At 69.0% G+C, this 20,256-nt stretch carries 20 protein-coding genes; 11 read left to right on the top strand and 9 right to left on the bottom strand.

What is annotated here, in order from left to right; all coding sequences use genetic code 11:
* Window positions 1-70: 70 nt before the first annotated feature.
* On the bottom strand, window positions 71-1,012 hold the full coding sequence (locus BW39_RS10850) for an AraC family transcriptional regulator (RefSeq protein WP_043821688.1): 942 nt from the start codon (window positions 1,010-1,012) through the stop codon (window positions 71-73).
* Between the two features lie 154 nt (window positions 1,013-1,166).
* Window positions 1,167-1,940 carry an AraC family transcriptional regulator gene (locus BW39_RS10845; RefSeq protein WP_013800531.1) on the bottom strand — a complete coding sequence of 258 codons (774 nt, stop codon included), beginning with the start codon at window positions 1,938-1,940 and terminating at the stop codon, window positions 1,167-1,169.
* A 181-nt stretch (window positions 1,941-2,121) separates the two neighbouring features.
* Here BW39_RS10845 and BW39_RS10840 point away from each other — a divergent pair, with 181 nt between their 5' ends.
* Window positions 2,122-3,390: an MFS transporter gene (locus BW39_RS10840; RefSeq protein ID WP_034397211.1), complete on the top strand. Its 1,269-nt coding sequence runs from the start codon at window positions 2,122-2,124 to the stop codon at window positions 3,388-3,390.
* Between the two features lie 9 nt (window positions 3,391-3,399).
* Here the strand turns inward: BW39_RS10840 and BW39_RS10835 are convergent, their stop codons facing one another.
* Entirely contained in the window at window positions 3,400-4,428 is a 1,029-nt protein-coding gene (locus BW39_RS10835) for a Bug family tripartite tricarboxylate transporter substrate binding protein (protein ID WP_043821687.1), read from the bottom strand.
* 203 nt (window positions 4,429-4,631) lie between these two features.
* Here BW39_RS10835 and BW39_RS10830 point away from each other — a divergent pair, with 203 nt between their 5' ends.
* Together BW39_RS10830 and BW39_RS10825 are read left to right on the top strand one after the other, a co-directional pair.
* On the top strand, window positions 4,632-6,410 hold the full coding sequence (locus BW39_RS10830; protein ID WP_043821686.1) for an IlvD/Edd family dehydratase: 1,779 nt from the start codon (window positions 4,632-4,634) through the stop codon (window positions 6,408-6,410).
* A gap of 90 nt (window positions 6,411-6,500) precedes the next feature.
* Window positions 6,501-7,193, top strand: a complete 693-nt coding sequence (locus BW39_RS10825; RefSeq protein WP_043821684.1) for a GntR family transcriptional regulator — start codon at window positions 6,501-6,503, stop codon at window positions 7,191-7,193.
* Between the two features lie 34 nt (window positions 7,194-7,227).
* On the opposite strand, the gene BW39_RS10820 is transcribed toward BW39_RS10825, so the two are convergent.
* Window positions 7,228-8,061: an AraC family transcriptional regulator gene (locus BW39_RS10820; protein ID WP_043821682.1), complete on the bottom strand. Its 834-nt coding sequence runs from the start codon at window positions 8,059-8,061 to the stop codon at window positions 7,228-7,230.
* Between the two features lie 70 nt (window positions 8,062-8,131).
* Between BW39_RS10820 and BW39_RS10815 the strand changes: the two genes are divergently transcribed.
* The 5 genes from BW39_RS10815 (at window position 8,132) to BW39_RS10795 (ending at window position 12,507) form a co-directional block, all read left to right on the top strand.
* Window positions 8,132-8,794: an MSMEG_1061 family FMN-dependent PPOX-type flavoprotein gene (locus BW39_RS10815; protein WP_043821680.1), complete on the top strand. Its 663-nt coding sequence runs from the start codon at window positions 8,132-8,134 to the stop codon at window positions 8,792-8,794.
* Window positions 8,795-8,821: 27 nt separating this feature from the next.
* Window positions 8,822-9,226 carry a hypothetical protein gene (locus BW39_RS10810; RefSeq protein ID WP_043821679.1) on the top strand — a complete coding sequence of 135 codons (405 nt, stop codon included), beginning with the start codon at window positions 8,822-8,824 and terminating at the stop codon, window positions 9,224-9,226.
* A gap of 123 nt (window positions 9,227-9,349) precedes the next feature.
* A complete protein-coding gene (locus tag BW39_RS10805; RefSeq protein ID WP_043821677.1) occupies window positions 9,350-11,593 on the top strand; it encodes a TonB-dependent receptor in 2,244 nt (747 codons plus the stop codon).
* 96 nt (window positions 11,594-11,689) lie between these two features.
* Window positions 11,690-12,019 carry a type II toxin-antitoxin system PrlF family antitoxin gene (locus tag BW39_RS10800; RefSeq protein ID WP_016452695.1) on the top strand — a complete coding sequence of 110 codons (330 nt, stop codon included), beginning with the start codon at window positions 11,690-11,692 and terminating at the stop codon, window positions 12,017-12,019.
* Window positions 12,016-12,507 (top strand): type II toxin-antitoxin system YhaV family toxin, encoded by a 492-nt coding sequence (locus BW39_RS10795; RefSeq protein WP_043821675.1) that lies wholly within the window; start codon window positions 12,016-12,018, stop codon window positions 12,505-12,507. Before BW39_RS10800 ends, BW39_RS10795 begins: the two co-directional genes overlap by 4 nt.
* Window positions 12,508-12,521: 14 nt before the next feature.
* Here BW39_RS10795 and BW39_RS10790 read toward each other — a convergent pair whose 3' ends face one another.
* The 3 genes from BW39_RS10790 to BW39_RS10780 form a co-directional block, all read right to left on the bottom strand.
* Window positions 12,522-13,034, bottom strand: coding sequence for an MgtC/SapB family protein (locus tag BW39_RS10790; RefSeq protein WP_043821673.1), 513 nt, complete (start codon window positions 13,032-13,034; stop codon window positions 12,522-12,524).
* Window positions 13,035-13,149: 115 nt separating this feature from the next.
* A complete protein-coding gene (locus tag BW39_RS10785) occupies window positions 13,150-14,595 on the bottom strand; it encodes a chloride channel protein (RefSeq protein ID WP_043821670.1) in 1,446 nt (481 codons plus the stop codon).
* Window positions 14,596-14,752: 157 nt separating this feature from the next.
* Window positions 14,753-15,646 carry a LysR family transcriptional regulator gene (locus BW39_RS10780; protein ID WP_013800520.1) on the bottom strand — a complete coding sequence of 298 codons (894 nt, stop codon included), beginning with the start codon at window positions 15,644-15,646 and terminating at the stop codon, window positions 14,753-14,755.
* 141 nt (window positions 15,647-15,787) lie between these two features.
* Here BW39_RS10780 and BW39_RS10775 point away from each other — a divergent pair, with 141 nt between their 5' ends.
* Window positions 15,788-16,843, top strand: coding sequence for an NAD(P)-dependent alcohol dehydrogenase (locus BW39_RS10775; protein ID WP_043821668.1), 1,056 nt, complete (start codon window positions 15,788-15,790; stop codon window positions 16,841-16,843).
* Between the two features lie 6 nt (window positions 16,844-16,849).
* On the opposite strand, the gene BW39_RS10770 is transcribed toward BW39_RS10775, so the two are convergent.
* Window positions 16,850-17,788 (bottom strand): LysR substrate-binding domain-containing protein, encoded by a 939-nt coding sequence (locus BW39_RS10770; RefSeq protein WP_043821719.1) that lies wholly within the window; start codon window positions 17,786-17,788, stop codon window positions 16,850-16,852.
* Window positions 17,789-17,924: 136 nt separating this feature from the next.
* Here BW39_RS10770 and BW39_RS10765 point away from each other — a divergent pair, with 136 nt between their 5' ends.
* Both BW39_RS10765 and BW39_RS10760 read left to right on the top strand, forming a co-directional pair.
* Window positions 17,925-18,950: a Bug family tripartite tricarboxylate transporter substrate binding protein gene (locus BW39_RS10765; protein ID WP_013800517.1), complete on the top strand. Its 1,026-nt coding sequence runs from the start codon at window positions 17,925-17,927 to the stop codon at window positions 18,948-18,950.
* 7 nt (window positions 18,951-18,957) lie between these two features.
* A complete protein-coding gene (locus BW39_RS10760; RefSeq protein ID WP_152547226.1) occupies window positions 18,958-19,845 on the top strand; it encodes an N-formylglutamate amidohydrolase in 888 nt (295 codons plus the stop codon).
* Window positions 19,846-19,914: 69 nt separating this feature from the next.
* Here BW39_RS10760 and BW39_RS10755 read toward each other — a convergent pair whose 3' ends face one another.
* Window positions 19,915-20,244 carry a DHCW motif cupin fold protein gene (locus BW39_RS10755; RefSeq protein WP_013800515.1) on the bottom strand — a complete coding sequence of 110 codons (330 nt, stop codon included), beginning with the start codon at window positions 20,242-20,244 and terminating at the stop codon, window positions 19,915-19,917.
* Between the last annotated feature and the right edge of the window lie 12 nt (window positions 20,245-20,256).

The following is a 20,256-nucleotide window of genomic DNA, read 5'->3' as shown; positions in this document are numbered from 1 at the left end:
GCCGCCGCGTCGCGGATTTATGCCCGAACGTGTCAACCCGCAGGCGGATGCCCCGGGCCCGGATGGCGGCTCAGCAGCAGCGTGCCTGCGCGCGCTGCCAGGCGCCGGGCTGCTCGCCCATCACGCGCTTGAAGGCACGCGAGAAAGCCGCATAGGACTCGTAGCCCACGGCCTCGGCCACCTGGCCTATCGCCTCGCCCTGGGCCAGGCGGCGCGCGGCCAGCTGCATGCGCAGCAGCAGCAGGAATTGCTGGGGCGGCTGGCCGCAGGCCTCGGCAAACTGCCGAAAGAACGTGGCGCGCGACAAGCACACGCGCGCGGCCATGTCGGCCACGCTCCAGTTGCGGGCCGGCTCGCGCAGCAGCTCGGCCACCAGCGGCGCAAAGCCCGGCCGGCGCAGCAGGCTCCAGATGCCGCGCGCCCGCGCATCGCCATGCGCCAGCTGGCGCAGGCCGTAGAAGAACAGCAGGCCCACCAGCCGGTCCATCACGGCCGAGGGCTCGGTGCCCGTGCGCAGCGCCTCGGCGCGCATCAGGTCGAACAGCATGGAGGCGCCGCTCATCGCATGGTCGTCGCCACGCAGCACCAGGTGGTCGGGGAAGGCATCGACCAGCAGGCCGCGCATGGGCCCCTCGAAGGTAAAGAAGCCGCAGGCCAGCGCCGTCTCTCCGATGCCGGCATCGCCAGTGGCGGGACGCATGGCCTGCGGGGCGCAGGCCATGTTCGGGTCGGCATAGGGCGAGATGAAATGCGGCACATCGCGCGAGAGGAACACGCCGTCGCGCGGCTGCAGCTCCACCGAAGGCTGGCCCGGCAGGTGCAGCCAGCAGCGCCCGTCCAGGATCAGGTGAAAGCTGGCCCGCGCGCGCCCCGCCGTGGAGGCCCGCCAGCGCCCGCAGTACTGCCCCACATGGAACACGCTGGCGCGCCATTGCAGGCCGTTGAGCAGGCCGTCGATGACGCGATCGACCTGCGCTTCGGCCGCGCTGTCGGGGACTGGGTCGGGTAGCACGGTGGTACAGGCCAGGCAGTGGAGGGAATGCGGCCGGCCAGTATCGCCACGATGCAGGCGCGGGGGAACGAATCTTTGGGCATATGCTTGTGCCGCAATCGATATCTGGATCTGCATCCAAGTCCGCCCGGCCCGACCTTGGTCCGGTCGTGCCTCAGCGCTGGAAGCCCGAAGGCGGCACCCCGAAATGCCTTTTGAACATGGCCGTGAACGCGCTCTGGCTGGCGTAGCCGCAATCGAGGGCGATGTCGATGATGCGCTCGCCCGCCGCAATGCGGCCCAGCGCGAACATCAGCCGCGCCTGCTCGCGCCACTGGGCGAAGGGCATGCCGGTTTCCTTCACGAACAGGCGCTGCAGCGTCTTGGCGCTCACGCCCAGGCGCTGCGCCCAGTGTTCGGCGGTGGCGGTGTCGGCAGGCTCGCGCATCAGGGCCTCGCAGACCTGGCGCAGCCGCGCATCGGCGGACAGGGGCAGGTGCAGGGGCAGCACCTCGGCGGCGCGCAGCTCATCGACCAGCAGGTGCATCAGGCGCTCGTCGCGGCTGCCTTCGGCATAGTCCAGCGGCACGCCGACGGCGGCCACCACCAGCTCGCGCAGCAGGGGCGACACATTGACCACGCAGGTGCGCGCGGGCAGGTCCGCAAAGGCCGAGGCGTCGATGTAGGCCGTGCGCATCTTCACGTCGCCCGACATGCGCACATCGTGCTCGGCGTCGGCCTCTATCCACAGCCCCCGGTTGGGCGGCACCAGCCAGGAGCCGGAATGCAGCTGCACGGACATCACGCCTTCGATCGCATACAGCAGCTGGCCGCGCGGGTGGGAGTGCCAGCCCGTGCTGGTGCCATGCGCCCAGTTGGCCTCCATGGCGGCCATGGGGCGCCCGGTCTGGTGGTACTTGAGGTATATGCGCGGCAGTTCTGCGGCCATGGGGCTTCCCATCCTGTGCGGTTCTATGCGGCTCTATGCGGCTCTCTGTCCCGATCTCGACAATTGAAGTCAGTATAGAGAGAGACAGACGGGCACCAAACGCCTATCTTCGGTCCCACGGCCCATTGACCTTCGTCAACGCCGGACCCTGACCGTGCCGCCCTGCGGGGCCCTTTCCTCCATGACAAGCAACACCACCACTCTTGGCGCCCCGGGCGAGCTGGGCGCGCCTGCAACGCACGCCCATCCGGCGCCCGCCCATCCAGCACCCGGCCATGCCGCGCAGGGCTTTTTGCTGCGCATCGTCGGCGCCGCCGCCTTTGCCCACCTGCTCAACGACCTGATCCAGGCCGTGCTGCCGGCCGTCTATCCCATGCTCAAGACGGAGTTCTCGCTGAGCTTCGCGCAGATCGGCTGGATCTCCCTGGTCTACCAGGTCACGGCCTCGCTGCTGCAGCCCTGGATCGGCCTGTACACCGACAAGCATCCCAAGCCCTACCTGCTGCCGCTGGGCATGGTGGTGACGCTGGTGGGCGTGGGCCTGCTGGCCCTGTCCACCAGCTACCCCATGCTGCTGGCTGCCGCGTCGCTGATCGGCGTAGGCTCGTCCACCTTCCACCCCGAGGCCTCGCGCGTGGCGCGGCTGGCCTCGGGCGGTCGCTTCGGCACGGCGCAATCGACCTTCCAGGTGGGCGGCAACACGGGCTCGGCCATCGGCCCGCTGATGGTGGCGGCCATCGTCATTCCGTTTGGCCAGCACGCGATCGCCTGGTTCATGCTGGTGGCGCTGCTGGCCATCTGGGTGCTGCTGCGCATCACGCACTGGCGCCTGCACCACGCGCCGGCCAAGGTGGTGGCGGCCGGCCAGCATGCGCTGACGGCGCTGAACCGCTCGCAGGTCATCCGCGCGGTGACCGTGATCTGCGTGCTGATGTTCGCCAAGTTCGTCTACATCGCGGCCTTTGCCAACTACTTCACCTTCTATCTGATCGAGCGCTTTGCCCTGCCCGTGCAGCAGTCGCAGCTGTACCTGTTCGCCTTCCTGGCGGCCGTGGCGGCGGGCACCTTCGCGGGCGGCCCGGTGGGCGACCGCATAGGGCGCAAGGCCGTGATCTGGGTGTCCTTCCTGGGCGTGGCGCCGTTTGCGCTGCTGCTGCCGCATGCCGACCTGTTCTGGACGGCCGTGCTGTCCATCGTCATCGGCCTGGTCATGTCCTCGGCCTTTGCGGCGCTGGTGGTCTATGCGCAGGAGGCCGTGCCCGGCCGCGTGGGCCTGGTCTCGGGGCTGATGTTCGGCCTCATGTTCGGCATCGGCGGCCTGGGGGCTGCCGGCATGGGCAACCTGGCCGACACCCACGGCATCGTCTGGGTGTACAGCCTGGTGGCCTACCTGCCGCTGCTGGGGCTGGCAACGGCCTTTCTGCCGGAAACGCGGGCCCGGCGACGCTGAGGCGCAGCCTCAATCCGGCTGTATGCCCGCCTGCCGGATCACGGCGGACCAGCGCGCCACCTCCTCGGCGATCTGGGCACGCGCCTCGGCAGGCGTGGTGAAGGTGGGCATGGCGCCCTGGGCGACCAGGGCGTCCTTCACTTCCTGCTGCCCCATCACCTCCTTGAGCGCGCCGCTGAGCCGGGCGACGATGGGCGCGGGCGTGCCCGCAGGCGCCAGCAGGCCGAACATCGACGTCACCTCGAAGCCCGACAGCCCGGCCTCGGCCGTGGTGGGAATGTCGGCAATGGAGGGCACGCGCTGCGCCGTGGTCACGGCCAGCGCGCGCAGGCGGCCGCCCTTGATGAAGCCCTGCGTGGCGGGCAGGGTGTCGAACACCACATCCACCTGGCCGCCCATCAGATCGTTGAGCGCCGGCGTGCTGCCCTTGTAGGGCACATGGGTCAGCGGCACGCCCGCCTGCCGCTTGAACAGCTCGGCCGCCAGGTGCTGGGGCGAGCCATTGCCCGAGGAGCCGTAGTTCAGCCCGGCCGGCCTGGTTTTGGCCAGCGCGATGAGCTCCGCGAGATTGGCCGACTTCACCGACGGGCCCACGGTCACCACCAGCGGCACGCGGCCCACCACGCCAATGGGCGCAAAGCTCTTGTCCATGGTGAAGCCTGCCGTGGACGCCATGAGCACGCTGTTGATGGAATGGCTGGTCAGCGCGCCCAGCAGCAGGGTGTAGCCATCGGGCCTTTCCTTGGCCACGGCGGCGGCGCCCAGGTTGCCGGCCGCTCCCGCCCGGTTCTCCACCACCACCGGCTGGCCCAGCGCCAGCGAGAGTCTTTGCCCCACCACGCGCCCGATCACGTCGGTGGCGCCGCCGGGCGTGTAGGGAACGACCAGCTTGATGGGCCGGGCCGGATAGGCGCCGTCGGCCAGCGCGGGCGTGGCCAGGCCTGGGCCCAGCGCCAGCGAGGCCAGCAGCGCCGCAGCCAGGGCGGCGCGCCGGTTGGGCGCATGAATGCGACGGATGCGGGATGCAGCAACAACCATGGGTGTCTCCTCCTTTTGTCTTGTGTCGGAAAAACATGCCCGGCACGCACGCCGGGCACGGCTGCATGGTTGGTCAGATAGATTATTAATAATATAGGTGATAACGACGATAATAATCTGCGGCATCCGCCGCTATCCTGCCCCTCGACAAGGCAGCGCCTGCCTTCCGACCCCGCCAAGACCCTCTGCAAAGCACCCCACCCATGACCGACCCCAAGACTCCCGATGGCGCTCCAGGCCATGACATCGCCCCCGCCGATGCGGCCACGGGCATCTCCAAGGGCCTGACCAACTACGGCGACCGCGGCTTTTCGCTGTTCCTGCGCAAGGCCTTCATCAAGGGCGCGGGCTATACGGACTCGGCGCTGCAGCGCCCCGTCATCGGCATTGCCAACACGGGCAGCAGCTACAACCCCTGCCACGGCAACGCACCCCAGCTGATCGAGGCCGTCAAGCGCGGCGTCATGCTGGCAGGCGGCCTGCCCATGGACTTCCCCACCATCTCGGTGCACGAAAGCTTCTCGGCGCCGACCAGCATGTACTTGCGCAACCTCATGTCCATGGACACCGAGGAGATGATCCGCGCCCAGCCCATGGATGCCGTCGTGCTCATCGGCGGCTGCGACAAGACCGTGCCGGCCCAGTTGATGGGCGCGGCCTCGGCGGGCATCCCGGCCATCCAGCTGATCACCGGGTCGATGCTCACCGGCTCGCACCGCAGCGAGCGCGTGGGCGCCTGCACGGACTGCCGCCGCTACTGGGGCAAGTTCCGCGCCGAAGAGATCGACGCCGAAGAGATCGCCGACGTGAACAACCAGCTGGTGGCCAGCGTGGGCACCTGCTCGGTCATGGGCACGGCCAGCACCATGGCCTGCATTGCCGAGGCGCTGGGCATGACCGTGCCCGGTGGCGCCTCGCCCCCCGCCGTCACGGCCGACCGCATCCGCATCGCCGAGCAGACCGGCACCGAGGCCGTGCGCATGGCGCGCGAGCGCCTGACCATCGACAAAATCCTCACGCCCGCCGCCTTCGAAAACGCCATGCGCGTGCTGCTGGCCATCGGCGGCTCCACCAACGGCATCGTCCACCTGGCCGCCATTGCGGGGCGCATGGGCTATGACATCGACCTCAAGGCCCTGGACCGCATGGGCCGCGACACGCCCGTGCTGCTGGACCTCAAGCCCTCGGGCGATCACTACATGGAGGACTTCCACCACGCGGGCGGCATGGCCACGCTGCTGCGCGAGCTCAAGCCCCTGCTGAACCTGGACGCCCTCACCGTCACCGGCCGCACGCTGGGCGAAGAGATCGAGCGCGCCGGCCCCGGCTTTGCGCAGGACGTGGTGCGCCCGCGCTCCAACCCCATCTACCCGCAGGGCGGCATCGCCGTGCTGCAGGGCAACCTGGCGCCGGGCGGCGCCATCATCAAGCAGTCGGCCGCCCATCCCCGGCTCATGGAGCACGAAGGCCGCGCCGTGGTCTTCGAGAACGCGGCCGACCTGGCCCACCGCATCGACAGCGACGATCTGGACGTGACGGCCGACGACATCCTCGTGCTCAAGAACATCGGCCCCAAGGGTGCGCCCGGCATGCCCGAGGCCGGCTACATCCCCATCCCGCGCAAGCTGGCGCGGGCCGGCGTCAAGGACATCGTGCGCATCTCCGACGGGCGCATGAGCGGCACGGCCTTCGGCACCATCGTGCTGCACGTCACGCCGGAGTCGGCCGTGGGCGGCCCGCTGGCCCATGTGCACAACGGCGACCGCATCACGCTGTCGGTGGCGCGCCGCGAGCTCACGCTGCAGGTCAGCGACGAGGAACTGGCCCGCCGCGCCCGGCTCAGCCCCGTGACCGAGCCCACGGCCGAACGCGGCTACCGCAAGCTCTTTCTCACCACCGTGAACCAGGCCGACCAGGGCGTGGACTTCGACTTCCTGCGCTGCGCCACCGAACGCGGCACCATTCCCGGCCCGCGCGAATAGTCCATGCCAGGCAGCGCGGCACGCCCGCCATGCCCAGTGAAGGCCATCAGTTCGGACAAAATGGCGTTTTTGTCCCAACCGCCTGTCTTGATGGTCGCTGCCGCCTCACTGCCGATTTCCCTGGATGCCGAACCCGCCCCCGCAGCCGACGCCCTGGGCGCCATGGTGGCCGCGCTGGAAGAGGACGTGGTCTTCGGCCGGCTGCACCCGCGCGAGCGTCTGGTCGAAGACGACCTCATGGCCCGCTTCGACGTCAAGCGCCACATCGCCCGCGAGGCCCTGGCCGCGCTGGACCGCATGGGCTTGATCGAGCGCCGCAAGAACGTCGGCGCCCTGGTTCGCTCCTTCTCCACCCAGGAAGTACAGGAGCTGTACGAGCTGCGCGGCATGCTGGAAGTCGAGGCCGCGCGCAAGATCCCCCTGCCCGTGCCGGCCGAGAGGCTCGAACGCCTGACCTCCATCCAGCAGCAGCACGACGCCGCCGTGGCCGAAGGCAACGCGCGCCTGGTGTTCCGCATCAACCTGGCCTTTCACCAGGAACTGTTTGCGCTGGCGGGCAACGACACGCTGCACAAGGCCATCACCGAATACGCGCGCCAGACGCACCCCATCCGCTTCGCCTCCCTGGTCTCGGCCGACTACCGCGAGCGCGCACGCCAGGAACACTGGCAGATGATCGAAGCCCTGCGCGCCCAGGACCGTGATGCCCTGGTCCGCCTGTGCGCCGAGCACCTGCTGCCCTCGCGCGATGCGTATCTGAATGCGCAGTTGCAGCGGTTGTAGGCGAAGCCGTTAGCCACAAGGGCACCGCAGCCCCTCAGTCCCGCGCAGCCCCCAGCCTCCCCCGGTACGCCGCAGGCGTCTCCCCGAACGTGCGCCGGAACAGCCCGATGAAGGCGCTGGCCGTGGCGTAGCCCAGGTCCAGCGCGATGTTCGTCACCGGCGCGCCGGCGGCCAGCATCTCCAGCGAGCGCATCAGCCGTGCGCGCTGGCGCCAGGCGGTGAAGCTGAAGCCGGTTTCCGAGACAAAGCGCCGGCTCAGCGTGCGCGAGCTGACGGCGGCCCAGCGTGCCCAGGCCTCCAGGTCGCGGGCATCGGCCGGGTCGGCGATCAGCGCGCGGGCGATGCGCTGCAGGCGCGGGTCGGCGGGCAGGGGCAGGCCCAGGGGCTCCACGGGCAGGGTGCGGATCTCGTCCAGGATCACCGCCATCACATGGGCGCGGGCCTGGTCCGCCGAAGGGCCTGGTTGCACGGGCTGCGTTGTGGGCACGCCTTGCTGCCATCCCCAGCCGGCGGCGCGCAGCACGGCCTCACGCAGCAGGCCCGAGGTGCGGATGGCGCAGGGCCGCTTCGGCAGGTCGGCGCAGGCCGGCTCCGCCACGTAGACGCTCCAGCCGTGGAAGGGACCATGGGAGCGGCCCGAATGCAGCTGGTGCGGCGGCAGCCACACGGCATGGATGGCGGGCACCACCCAGACCGCGTCTTCCACGCCCACCGACAGCAGCCCGCGCAGCGAGCCGAACAGCTGGCCGCGCGCGTGGCGGTGCGGCTCGGAGGCCAGCTCCTCGTCCTGGTTGCCCACGGCCGCGATCAGCACGGGGCCATCGGCACGGTTCACATGGCTGACCAGTTCAAGAATGGCATCGGGCATGGCGTCTTTGAGCTATTTATTGGCTGATCCAGTCTACAGCCGCCAACGCCTTTGTTCTTACGCTTGTGCCATGCACACAGACAACACCGCCCTTGCAGAGCCGCCAGGCCCGGCCATCGACCTGGATTCGCTCTACGCCGCCCCGGCAGAAAGAATCCAGAAGGCCGTGCGCGACCGCCTGTCCGACTTCCACGAGGCCTATCTGCGCCAGGCCAGCTTCTTTTGCCTGGCCACGGCCGGCGAACGCGGCCTGGACGCCTCGCCGCGCGGCGGGCCGCCCGGCTTTGTGCAGGTGCTGGACGAGCGCACCGTGGCCTTTGCCGACTGGCCCGGCAACAACCGCATCGAATCCCTGCGCAACCTGCAGGCCGATGACCGCCTGGCCCTGCTCTTCCTGTTCCCGGGGCTGGACATCTTCCTGCGCATCAACGGGCGCGGCCGCATCTCCACCGACCCCCATCTGCTGCAGGAGCTGAGTGAAGGCAGGGGCACGCCCAAGACCGCCACCGTGGTGCTGGTCGACGAGGTGCTGCTGCACTGCGGCAAGGCCATCCACCGCTCCGGCCTGTGGAACCCGTCAAGCCAGCTGGACCGCGCCGCCCTGCCCACCGTGGGCCAGATGATGGCCGCCCTCACGCAGCTGGCCGACGCCACGGCGCCCGCCATGGATGCCGCCCAACAGGAGCAAGCCAACGCCCACTACGCCCATGCGGTCAGGCACGACCTGTACTGATGCCCTGCTTTTCCCAGGAACCATGACATGCTGATCGATACCTCCCGCTTTCCCCTGGTCTACCTGCGCGAACCCGAAGCGCAGGCACCTGCAGACGCAGGCAGCGGCAATGACGCATCGGCCGAAGCCCGGATCGAATCCCTGCTCGACCAGGGCCGGCACTTCGTGCTGCTCACCGACCACCTGCCCGGCGACCACCCCGAGGAAAGCCACGAAGAACGCAAGCAGCGCGCCCTGTTCTTCAAGCGCAACCGCGAACGCATGCGCCAGCTGTGCCGGGGCATGGTCGTCATCACGGGCGACCGCGCCGTGCCCGCCGCCCTGCGCCTGGCCGTGCAGGGCATGGGCAAGGCGCTGGGCATGCGGGTTGCGTTCGTGCAGGGGGAGGATGAGGCGCAGGTCTGCTCGTGGGAGCTGCTTGGACAGGCGTGAAGGCGGGCCAGGCGGAGTGTGGGCACAAACAGACACATCTCCCTACAAGCTCCATACGGGGGAGTCGCATCGATAAAATTATTGGGAATCATTCTCATCCCGCATTCTCATCCCGTTTTCTCCATGCACTCCCCCCTCCACACGCTGACCCCGATCGCCGGGGCCCTGGCCCTTCTTTTGTCTGCTGGCGCCGCATGGGCCCAACCTGCCCCTTCCACGGCAACGGCCGCGCCCGAGCTGGGCACCGTCACCGTGGAGGCCAGCGCCGATGCGTCGGCTGAAGGCCTGTCCAGGCCCTACGCGGGCGGCCAGGTGGCGCGCGGCGGGCGGGCCGGGATTCTGGGCACGCGCGACAACATGGAGACGCCGTTCTCCATCACCAGCTACACCAACGAGCTGATCCAGGACCGCCAGGCCAAGAGCGTGGGCGATGTGCTGCAGAACGATCCTTCCGTGCGCGTGGCGCGCGGCTTCGGCAATTTCCAGGAGTCCTACTTCGTGCGCGGCTTCGTGCTGGGCTCGGACGACGTGGCCTACAACGGCCTGTACGCGCTGCTGCCGCGCCAGTACATCGCCACCGAGCTGTTCGAGCGCGTGGAGCTGCTGCGCGGCGCATCGGCCTTTCTGATGGGCGCCAGCCCCAATGGCGGCGGGCTGGGCGGCAACATCAACCTGCTGCCCAAGCGCGCGGGCAGCGATCCGCTGTCGCGCGTGACGGCAGGCATTGCCAGCGGCGGCCAGGCCTTCGTGGCGGCCGACGTGAGCCGGCGCTTCGGCCCCGACCAGGCCACGGGCATCCGCCTGAACGCCGCGCACCGGGGCGGCGATACCGCCATCGACCAGGAAAGTTCCAAGCTCGATCTGTTGTCCGTGGGCATGGACTGGCGCAGCCGCAATGTGCGCCTGTCGGGCGACATCGGCTGGCAGGACAACCGCCTCAAGCGCACGCGCACCAACGTCACGCCGGGCGCAGGGCTGGCCGCCATTCCTGCGGCGCCCGATGCTTCCTCCAACTGGGCCCAGCCCTGGACCTATTCCGACGAGCGCGACCTGTTCGGCACGCTGCGCGGCGAGTGGGACATCAACAGCAATGTGACGGCCTGGGCCGCCTACGGCCTGCGCCGCAGCTCCGAGAACAACTCGCTGGCCAACATCACGCTGGCAGCGGCTGGCAATGGCGCGGCCACCACCAGCCGCTTCGACAACGCCCGCAAGGACCGCGTGAGCACGGGCGAGCTGGGCGTGCGCGCACGCCTGCAGACGGGCGATGTGGGCCATGAGATCGTCGCCAGCTATTCGGCCTTCGACCTCAAGGTCTACAACGCCTATGGCATGAGCACGTCTGCGGTCCAGGGCAATGTGCTGAACACCAACCTCTACAACCCCAGCTACTACGCGATCACGCCGCTCAACTACCTGGGCAACGACCTGTCCAACCCCGCCTACAACCGGGGCACGCGCCTGAACAGCTTTGCGCTGGGCGACACGCTGTCGCTGATGAACGGCCGCATGCTGGTGACGGCCGGCGTGCGCCGCCAGACGATAGAGACCGACTCGGTGAGCTACCGCCTCGTCAGCAACGGCGCAGTTACCAGCCAGGGCGGCGTGCGCACGGCCTATGACCAGAGCCGCACCAGCCCGGTGCTGGGCGCGGTGTTCAAGCTCACGCCCCAGGTATCGCTGTACGGCAACTACATCGAGGGACTGGCCCAGGGCGACACGGCGCCGGCCAAGTCGGGCGACACCATCATCGCCAACGCGGGCCAGCAGATGTCGCCCTACGTGACCAAGCAAAAGGAAGTGGGCGTCAAGTACGACGGCGGCAAGCTGGGCGGCGGCCTGGCCTTCTTCTCCACCGACAAGCCGCGCTCGCTGATCGACGGCAACCTCTTCACCTCGGCCGGCAAGGACCGCCACCAGGGCGTGGAATTCAACGTCTTCGGCGAACCCATGCGCGGCCTGCGCCTGCTGGGCGGCGCCACCTGGCTGGACGCCAGGCAGCAAAGCACGGGCCGAGCCACCACCGACGGCAAGCGCGTCATCGGCGTGCCGCGCTTCCAGGCCACGGCGGGCGTGGAATGGGATGTGCCAGGCATCAACGGCCTGGCGCTGGACGGCCGCCTGGTGCACACCGGCGCCAGCTACGCCAACGACGTCAACACCCTGCGCGTGGCCGGATGGAACCGCCTGGACCTGGGCGTGCGCTACATGACCGAAGTGCAGGGCAAGCTGCTCACGCTGCGCCTGCGCGTGGACAACGCGACGGATCGCAACTACTGGGCCTCCGTGGGCGGCTACCCGGGTTCGGGCTACCTGACGGTGGGCGGTCCGCGCACGTTCTCGCTGAGTGCGAGTGTGGATTTCTGAGGCGGGATGCGCGTGCTTTCCGGGAAGGAACCTTTCGCCCGGGTATGGTAATGCACCTGCATTACCATGCATGGCAGCCTATCAGGAGATGCCATCATGTTTTCGACACTTGAAGCCGAATCCACGCTCACTGACCGCTACCAGACCACCATTCCCGAAGCCGTTCGCCGCGCATTGCACCTGAGCAAGCGCGACAGGATCCACTACACCATCCTGCCCGGCGGGGAGGTCGTGCTCAGTCGCGCCGACTCCGCCGAGGATGCCGATCCCGTGCTGGGCCAGTTTCTCGGCTTTCTGGCCCAGGACATGGCAGCCCACCCCGAGCGCCTGCAGACCATGGATGCCCGTCTGGCGCAGCAGATCCAGGCGCTGACCGAAGGCATCGAGGTCGATCTGGATGCACCGCTTTCGGCAGACGACGAATGAGCGCCGTACCGCCCGCCCCCTTGCGCATCCACGGCTGGACGGTATTCATGCACCCGCTTTTCCTGGCCCAGCTGCAGGCGTTGAGCCAGGAAGTGGAGGGTCTGAAAACGAAGGACCCTGGCGGGTACACACGCAAGAACGCGACCAAGCGATTGGCGGCGATCCGCAAGCTGGCATTCGATGTCATCCCGCAGGATCCCACGCGGCCAGACTACCGCCAGGGCCATACCCTGGGCGAGGAGCACAAGCACTGGTTTCGGGCCAGGTTCTTCCAGCAGTACCGCCTGTTCTTCCGCTTTCACGCCCCCAGCAAAATCATCGTGTTCGCCTGGGTCAACGATGAGGACACCAAGCGAGCCTATGAGGGCAGCGACGATGCCTACAGGGTGTTCCGAAAAATGCTGGCCAACGGGCACCCTCCTGGCGATTGGGACAGTTTGCTGGCACAGGCGAAGTCCCCGCCATCACGCCCACAGCCGCACGCCTGAGCCGCAGACCGCCCTCAGGTCTCCCGCGGCTTGGTATCCGGCTCCGCGTCATCGTGCGGGGGTGGCGCACTGACCACGTGCGGCAGCATCACGAGGATGACGATGGCCAGCAGCGTGGCCAGCAGCGCGATCGCTTCGCGCCCCAGGCCGCAGGCCACGCCGATGGCGGCCGTCATCCAGATGCCGGCGGCCGTGGTCAGGCCCTGCACCTGTTCTTCGGAGTGGCGCTTGATGATGGCGCCCGCGCCCAGGAAGCCCACGCCGGCCACCACGCCCTGGATCACGCGGCTCATGTCGGCAATGCCCATGCCGCCGCGCTCGGGCACCAGCACGAACAGCGCCGCGCCCATGGCCACCAGCATGTGGGTGCGCAGGCCGGCGGCCTTGCCCTTGTGTTCTCGCTCGTAGCCGACGATGCCGCCCAGCAGGGCCGCCAGCAGCAGGCGCACCATGACGCGCGTGACCTCGGCTGCATCGGGCAGGCTGGAGAATTCCTCGGCCAGGGTGCTGGTTACTTCCTCCCACATGGCGCGTTCCTTTCCTCGGGTTGTGCGTCAGGACTCAGGAAGCGAGCATGGCGTGGCGTGCAGCGCGCCCAGGCCATCGCCCTTCGCCATTGCCTGTCAGCCAAGCGCGCCCGGCTCAGGCGCCTGCGGGCTTGTCCTGGTCCCTGGACGGTGCAGCCGGCTCTGCGGTGCTGGCAGGTGCGCTGGCGGGCTCCGGTTCCGGCGCGGCGGCCGGTGCTGGTACGGGCTCAGGTACTGGCTCAGGGGCAGGTGCAGGCACCAGACTCAGCATGTGCTGGGCCAGCGTCTCGTACAGCGGCCGGGCCAGCATGCGCGAGACCAGGCTGGCCAGCATGGCAGCGGCCATGAGGCTGAGCACCATGGAGTGGCCGTCCACCATCTCCATCACGATGATGAAGGCCGTCAGCGGCGCCTGTGTCACGGCGGCCAGGAAGGCGGCCATGCCCATGGCGATGAGGGCGGGCGCGATGTCTGCGCCCATGAGGCCGGCCACGTTGTGGCCCACGCCCGCGCCAATCGACAGCGAGGGCGCGAAGATGCCGCCCGGCACGCCCACCCAGGCCGACAGCCAGGTGGCGATGAACTTCAGGGTGACGTAGAACGAGGGCACGTCGGCCTGGCCCGCCAGCATGTGCTTGACGGCCTCCGAGCCCGCGCCGAAGGTGGCGCCGCCCGTGACCATGCCGATGACGGCGATCACCAGCGCGATCGCCGCCGCGAAGCGGATGGGAAAGCGCGCACGCAGCTGGTTGAGCCGCTCGGGCGTGCGGGTCAGCGAAGCGGCCAGCAGCTTGGCGAAGAGGCCTCCCAGTACGCCGCAGGCCAGGGTCACGCACAGGCCAGGCAGCAGCGCGTCCCAGGTCAGGTGGGGCACCTGGATGCGCCCGAAATAGCTGAGGTTGCCGAAGGCCGACACGCCCATCAGGCCGGCCAGCACGATGGCCGCGATGATCAGGCCGCTGGAGCGCGACTCCAGCTTGCGCGACAGCTCCTCGATGGCGAAGGCCACGCCCGCCAGCGGCGCGTTGAAGGCCGCCGCAATGCCGGCCGCGCCGCCGGCCACCAGCAGCGCATGGTGGCTGATGCCCGAATGCGGCCCGAACCAGCGCCGCGCATGGTGCATGACACCGGCGGCCACCTGCACCGAAGGCCCCTCGCGCCCGATCGACAGCCCCGCCGCAAAGCCCGCGCTGGCCAGGACCATCTTGGCGAAGGACAGCCACAGCGACACGAAGCGCCCGCGCTGCGCGGGGTCCAGCGCCGGGTCCAGCGTGGCGATCACCTGCGGAATGCCCGACCCCGCCGCGCCCGGCGCCCAGCGCCGCGTGAGCCACACGGCGCCCGCCGTGACAGCAGGCATCCACAGCAGAACGGCCCAGCCGCCCTGCCAGTGGTAGATGCTCTCGAAGAGTTCAAAGCCCGCATCGGCCATCAGCGTGAAGGCCACCACGCACAGCCCGGCGGCGGCCGCATAGGCCAGCACGATGGTGCGGTCCAGCCAGCGCCTGCCGTCCCGGAATTCCTGGTTCAGGTTGTGGAGGAAGTCGGGTTCTTGCTGCATCGCGTGAAGAGATCGCGTAAGGAAATCGCGTGAAGGAGTCGCGTCCAAGGACCGCGAAAGAGGCTGGGCGAAAGCCGTTCATTGTGCCCAAGCTGACCTGCCGCGTATGTCGCCGGCGGCAATGCCTACTTCGCCGCTGCGTTGATGGCCAGGCGCCTCAGCCGCGCCAGCGCAGCGCATCGACCACCAGCGAGAACGCGGGCGAGGGCTGCCTGCGGCTGGGGTAGTACAGGTGGTGGCCGTCGAATCTTGGGCACCAGTCCTCCAACACGCGCTGCAGCTGGCCGCTCTGGATCCAGGGCATGACCTCGTCCTCGGGCAGCAGCGTGATGCCCAGCCCGGCCAGGGACGCATCGATCTGGGGCTGGGTGGTGTTGAAGATCAGCGGCCCGTCCACGCGCACATTCATCTTGCGGCCCCGGCGCTCGAACTCCCACACATACAGGCCGCCCGAGGTCACCATGCGCTGGTTGATGCAGCGGTGCGCCATCAGGTCCTGCGGATTCTTCGGAATGCCGTGCTCCGCGAAATACCCGGGCGAGGACACCACGGCCATGCGCAGCGGCGGGCCGATGGGCACGGCGATCATGTCCTTGTCGATGGTGCTGCCCAGGCGCACGCCGGCGTCGAAGCGCTCGGCCACGATGTCGCGGAATCCGTAGTACACGTCGAATTCCATGCAGATGTCCGGATAGGCGAGCAGCAGCGGCGCCAGCCGGGGCAGCAGGGTGCTTTGCAGCATGTAGTCGCCGCAGGTGATGCGCACCGTGCCGCCGGGCTTGTCGCGCAGCGCGGTCAGGGCGTCGAGTTCGGCCTCGATCTCGTCGAAGCGGTGGCCTATGGCCTGCATCAGCCGCTCGCCCGCCGCCGTGGGCGAGACGCTGCGCGTGGTGCGCGTGAGCAGGCGGATCTGCAGCCGCTCCTCCAGCGCGCGCACGGTCTGGCTCAGCGCCGACTGGGTGACGCCCAGCGCAGCCGCCGCGCGCGTGAAGCTGCCCTCGCGCGCCACGGTGACGAAGGCCAGCAGGTCATTGAGGTTGCGTCTTGCCATGGCCGCAAGCCTAGCGCCATCCATTGATTAGCTGTGCTGATAAGCCCATTAAGCATTGATTAGCTAGTCAGCAGGGCAGGCGGCGGCAAGAATGCCCGCATCCCTTTCCACACCCACCAGGCCTCCCACGAGGAACACCCCATGACCGTCAAAGCCTATGGAGCCCATGCGGGCGACCTGCCCCTGCAATCCCTGGACATCACGCGCCGCGCACCGGGCGCGCACGATGTGCAGATCGAGATCGCCTTCTGCGGCGTCTGCCACTCCGACATCCACCAGGTACGCTCGGAATGGGCGGGCACGCTCTACCCCTGCGTGCCGGGCCACGAGATCGTGGGCCGCGTCTCGGCCGTGGGCGCCCATGTCTCGGGCGTGAAGGCCGGCGATCTGGTCGGCGTGGGCTGCATCGTGGACAGCTGCCGCCATTGCGCGGACTGCGACGAGGGCCTGGAGAACTATTGCGACCACATGGTCGGCACCTACAACGGCCCCACGCCCGATGCGCCCGGCCACACGCTGGGCGGCTACGCGCAGAGCATCGTCGTGCATGAGCGCTATGTGCTGCACATCCGCCACCCCGAGGAACAGCTGGCCGCCGTGGCGCCGCTGCTGTGCGCGGGCATCACCACCTGGTCGCCGCTGCGCCACTGGGGCGTGGGGCCGGGCCACAAGGTGGGCGTGGTGGGCATTGGCGGCCTGGGCCACATGGGCATCAAGCTGGCCCACGCCATGGGCGCGCATGTGGTGGCCTTCACCACCTCCGAGTCCAAGCGTGAGGCGGCGCGCACCCTGGGTGCCGACGAAGTGGTGGTCTCGCGCAACGCGGCCGAGATGGCGGCGCACGCCAAGAGCCTGGACTTCATCCTCAACACCGTGGCCGCGCCGCATGACCTGGACGCCTTCTTCACCCTGCTCAAGCGCGACGGCACCATGGCCCTGGTGGGCGCGCCGGCCACGCCCCATCCCTCGCCCCAGGTATTCAACCTGATCATGAAGCGCCGCAGCCTGGCCGGCTCCATGATCGGCGGCATTCCCGAAACGCAGGAGATGCTGGATTTCTGCGCCGAGCACGGCATCGTGGCCGATATCGAGATGATCCGCGCCGACGAGATCAACGCCGCCTACGAGCGCATGCTGCAGGGCGATGTGAAGTACCGCTTCGTGATCGACAACGCCACGCTGGCAATGACGCCGTGACGGGTCTCAGGCGGCGGCCGGGTGGATGCCCATGGCGGCGATATCGGCCGCCGCCGTGTCCAGCAGCCAGCGGCGGAACTCGGCAAATCCGGGCCGGGGCCGCCGGTCGCCGGGTACGCACAGGAAATAGCCGCGCTGCAGCGTGACCGGCAGGTCAAAAGGCACCACGACGGTGCCGGCCCGCAGTTCCTCGCGCACCAGGCAGCGCTGCACCAGGGCCAGGCCCATGTCCGCAATCACTGCCTGGATCAGGATGGACACCTGATCGAACGCCGTGGCGAGGTTGGGCGCCTTGCGGCCGGCGCCGGCCGCGCGCAGCCACTGCGTCCAGTTGCCCGGGGCGGTGGTTTGATAGAGCAGCGGCTCGGTGGCCAGATCGCCGGGCTTGCGCCAGGCGCCCTGGGCCAGCCGCTGGGCCATGCGCGCCGGGTGGCAGATGGGCACCATCTCGCGGCCGATGACGTAGTCGCAGCTGCAGTGCGGCCAGTCCTCGGGGCCCAGGCCGGTAAGCACGGCGGCGTCGGGTGTGGGGCCCGTGAAATCCTCGCTCTTGCGGTAGGGCACGAAGTTCACGCGGATGCCGGGGTGCAGTTGCTGGAAGGCGCGCAGGCGCGGAATCAGCCAGGCGCTGGCCAAGGTGGGCACCACCGCCAGGTTCAGCGGCCGGTCGGCCGCGCCCAGGCGCAGGCGGGCGCTGGTTTCCTCGATGGCGGCCAGCGGCTCGCGCACGGCGTCCAGCAGTTCCCGGCCCACGGGCGTGAGGTGCAGGGAATGCGCATTGCGCTTGATCAGCGCCAGGCCGTAGTGCTGCTCCAGCCGTGCCACGGCACGGCTGACCGCGCTCTGGGTGACGCACAGCTCGGCCGCCGCGCGCGAAAAACTGCCCAGCCGCGCCGCCGTGGCGAAGGCATGAAGCTCGGACATCGAAGGCGAGTGCAGACGCATGGAATACAGACCCTGAACGGGCATTGACGGACAGCACAACGGCGCGCCCGAAGCCGGTGCGAGCATGCGCAACAGTCATGCTAGCGGCCAAATTGTCGTTTGGAAGCACGGGCCATGCCACCGACACTTTGTCGTCATGAACACGCCCACATCCCTTCGCTCACCGCTTGGCGCACCGCTTCGTGCACGCCGCAGCACCGTCCTCGCCCTTGGCGCCATCGCCGGCATCGCCCTGCTGGGCGCCACGGCGGCCCGTGCCGAATTTCCCGACAGGCCCATCCGCCTCATCGTGCCCTTTGCGGCCAGCGGCTCGACCGACCTGGCCGCACGCCTGATCGGCGAATACGCGGCCCGCGAGCTGGGCCAGGCCATCGTGGTGGAGAACCGCGCCGGTGCAGGCGGCTCGCTGGGCATGGAGCAGGTGGCCAAGTCGCGCCCTGACGGCTACACCCTGGGCATGGCCACCATGAGCACGCACGGCTCGAATGCCGCCGCCTACGGCGCCCGCCTCAAGTACGACCCGGTCAAGGACTTCGCCCCCGTCAGCAATGTGGCGACCGTGCCCAGCGTGCTGGCCGTCAACGCCAAGTTCCCCGCCAGGACCATGGCCGAGCTGCTGGCCATGGCCAGGAAGGAGCCGGGCAAGATCACCTTCGCCTCGCCCGGCATGGGCTCGCTGGGACATGCCAACGTGGAGTATTTCTCCAGCCTGGCGAAGATCGAGCTGCTGCACGTGCCCTACAAGGGATCGGGCATGGCGCTCAACGACGCCGTGGCCGGCCAGGTGGATGCGATCACGGACAACCTGCCCTCGGCCCTCACCCACATCCAGGCCGGGCGGTTGCGCGCCCTGGCCGTGCTCTCGGACAAGCGCTCCCCCGCCCTGCCCGACGTGCCCACCTACGGCGAGCTCGGCTTTCCACAGATGGGCAATGGCGGCTGGTTTGGCATCGTCGCGCCGGCAGGCACGCCGGCGCCGGTGGTGCGCCGGCTCAACCAGGCCATCCATGCGGCCATGAAGCAGCCGGACTTCATCAAGAAGATGGAGGACGCGGGTGCCACCCTCATCCCCAACACGCCGCAACAGTTCCAGACCCAGATCGAGCAGGCCGTGGCGCGCTACGCCGCCGTGGCCAAGGTCGCCAAGATCAGTGCGGAGTGAGATGAAGATGCAGGACACCCTCCAGGACCAGGCCATGTTCGTGCTGCACCCGCCCGAGGGCGCCGCCATACCGCTGGTGTGCGATTCGCCGCACAGCGGCGTGCGCTACCCGGGCGATTTCGGGCACGCCGTGCCGCGCTCCGTGCTGCGTGCGGCCGAGGACACCCATGTCGAGGCCTTGTGGGGCGCCGCGCCCGCAGTCGGCGCCACCCTGGTGGAGGCGCTGTTCCCGCGCAGCTACCTGGACCTGAACCGCACGCTCGACGACATAGACCCGGCCCTGCTGGCCACGCCCTGGCCCACGCCGCTGTCGCCCGGGGAGAAGACGCGCATCGGCTCGGGCCTGATCTGGCGCACCGTGAAGAACCAGCCCATCTACGACCGCCTGCTGCCCGTGGACGAGGTGCAGCAGCGCATTGCGCGCTGCTACCGGCCCTACCACCAGGCGCTGGCCCAGGCCGTGGAGGACACGCACCGGCGCTTTGGCGCGGTCTGGCACCTGAACCTGCACTCCATGCCCAACAACGCCTATGAGCGGCTGCAGATCCGCAGCGAGCGGCCTCTGGCCGACTTCGTGCTGGGCGACCGCGACGGCAGCACCTGCGAGCCCGCCTTCGTCGCCCTGGTGGAGGAATACCTGCGCGGCTGCGGCTACACCGTGGCGCGCAACGATCCCTACAAGGGCGTACAGCTGATCGCCAGGATCGGCCAGCCCGCGCTGCAGCGGCACAGCATGCAGATCGAGATCCGCCGGCCCGTCTACATGGATGAGGACACTCGCGAGCGCAACGCCGGCTTCGAGGCCGTGCGCCAGGACATCACGGGCCTGCTCAAGACCATGGCGGCGTACTTCGAGAGCCATGCGTCCGTCAGGCATTGCGCCGACCGGGCATGAGCCCCTGGCATCCCGCGCCGTGCGCCACGGCAGCGCACTGCAGTGGCCGTGCCGATCGTGCCTGCAGGTTCAGTCCACCACGAAGAGCCTGGCGCCCTTGGGTGAGCGCGAGCGGTGCGGCTCGGCGTTGTCCGCCACCTGGTAGCTCATGCCGGGCGTCAGCGTGAAGCGGCGGCCGTCCGCCAGCTCGGTCTCCAGCTCGCCTTCCAGGCACAGCAGCACATGGCCCTTGGTGCACCAGTGGTCGGAGACATAGCCGGGCGTGTACTCCACCGTGCGCACGCGGATGTTGCCGAAGTTCTGCGTGCGCCAGAACGCCTGGCCGGCCTCGGCCGAATGCTCGGTGGGCGCCACGGCGGCCCAGTCGGTGGTGTTGAAGGGGATGTTGTCCATCTGCATGGCGGGATTCCT

Origin of the sequence: Delftia sp. RIT313 (genome assembly GCF_000632165.1) — a bacterium.
Classification (GTDB): Bacteria; Pseudomonadota; Gammaproteobacteria; order Burkholderiales; family Burkholderiaceae_C; genus Comamonas; species Comamonas acidovorans.
The sequence above is the reverse complement of the archived record's forward strand: the minus strand, read 5'-3'. Positions and strand labels throughout refer to the sequence as shown.

What these genes read in the sequence shown, in the direction of transcription:
- BW39_RS10845 (WP_013800531.1), bottom strand. Translation starts at nt 1,940, where the DNA reads ATGGCCGCAGAACTGCCGCGCATATACCTCAAGTACCACCAGACCGGG.
- BW39_RS10840 (WP_034397211.1), top strand. Translation starts at nt 2,122, where the DNA reads ATGACAAGCAACACCACCACTCTTGGCGCCCCGGGCGAGCTGGGCGCG.
- BW39_RS10835 (WP_043821687.1), bottom strand. Translation starts at nt 4,428, where the DNA reads ATGGTTGTTGCTGCATCCCGCATCCGTCGCATTCATGCGCCCAACCGG.
- BW39_RS10830 (WP_043821686.1), top strand. Translation starts at nt 4,632, where the DNA reads ATGACCGACCCCAAGACTCCCGATGGCGCTCCAGGCCATGACATCGCC.
- BW39_RS10825 (WP_043821684.1), top strand. Translation starts at nt 6,501, where the DNA reads ATGGTCGCTGCCGCCTCACTGCCGATTTCCCTGGATGCCGAACCCGCC.
- BW39_RS10820 (WP_043821682.1), bottom strand. Translation starts at nt 8,061, where the DNA reads ATGCCCGATGCCATTCTTGAACTGGTCAGCCATGTGAACCGTGCCGAT.
- BW39_RS10815 (WP_043821680.1), top strand. Translation starts at nt 8,132, where the DNA reads ATGCACACAGACAACACCGCCCTTGCAGAGCCGCCAGGCCCGGCCATC.
- BW39_RS10810 (WP_043821679.1), top strand. Translation starts at nt 8,822, where the DNA reads ATGCTGATCGATACCTCCCGCTTTCCCCTGGTCTACCTGCGCGAACCC.
- BW39_RS10805 (WP_043821677.1), top strand. Translation starts at nt 9,350, where the DNA reads ATGCACTCCCCCCTCCACACGCTGACCCCGATCGCCGGGGCCCTGGCC.
- BW39_RS10800 (WP_016452695.1), top strand. Translation starts at nt 11,690, where the DNA reads ATGTTTTCGACACTTGAAGCCGAATCCACGCTCACTGACCGCTACCAG.
- BW39_RS10795 (WP_043821675.1), top strand. Translation starts at nt 12,016, where the DNA reads ATGAGCGCCGTACCGCCCGCCCCCTTGCGCATCCACGGCTGGACGGTA.
- BW39_RS10790 (WP_043821673.1), bottom strand. Translation starts at nt 13,034, where the DNA reads ATGTGGGAGGAAGTAACCAGCACCCTGGCCGAGGAATTCTCCAGCCTG.
- BW39_RS10785 (WP_043821670.1), bottom strand. Translation starts at nt 14,595, where the DNA reads ATGCAGCAAGAACCCGACTTCCTCCACAACCTGAACCAGGAATTCCGG.
- BW39_RS10780 (WP_013800520.1), bottom strand. Translation starts at nt 15,646, where the DNA reads ATGGCAAGACGCAACCTCAATGACCTGCTGGCCTTCGTCACCGTGGCG.
- BW39_RS10775 (WP_043821668.1), top strand. Translation starts at nt 15,788, where the DNA reads ATGACCGTCAAAGCCTATGGAGCCCATGCGGGCGACCTGCCCCTGCAA.
- BW39_RS10770 (WP_043821719.1), bottom strand. Translation starts at nt 17,788, where the DNA reads ATGCGTCTGCACTCGCCTTCGATGTCCGAGCTTCATGCCTTCGCCACG.
- BW39_RS10765 (WP_013800517.1), top strand. Translation starts at nt 17,925, where the DNA reads ATGAACACGCCCACATCCCTTCGCTCACCGCTTGGCGCACCGCTTCGT.
- BW39_RS10760 (WP_152547226.1), top strand. Translation starts at nt 18,958, where the DNA reads ATGCAGGACACCCTCCAGGACCAGGCCATGTTCGTGCTGCACCCGCCC.
- BW39_RS10755 (WP_013800515.1), bottom strand. Translation starts at nt 20,244, where the DNA reads ATGCAGATGGACAACATCCCCTTCAACACCACCGACTGGGCCGCCGTG.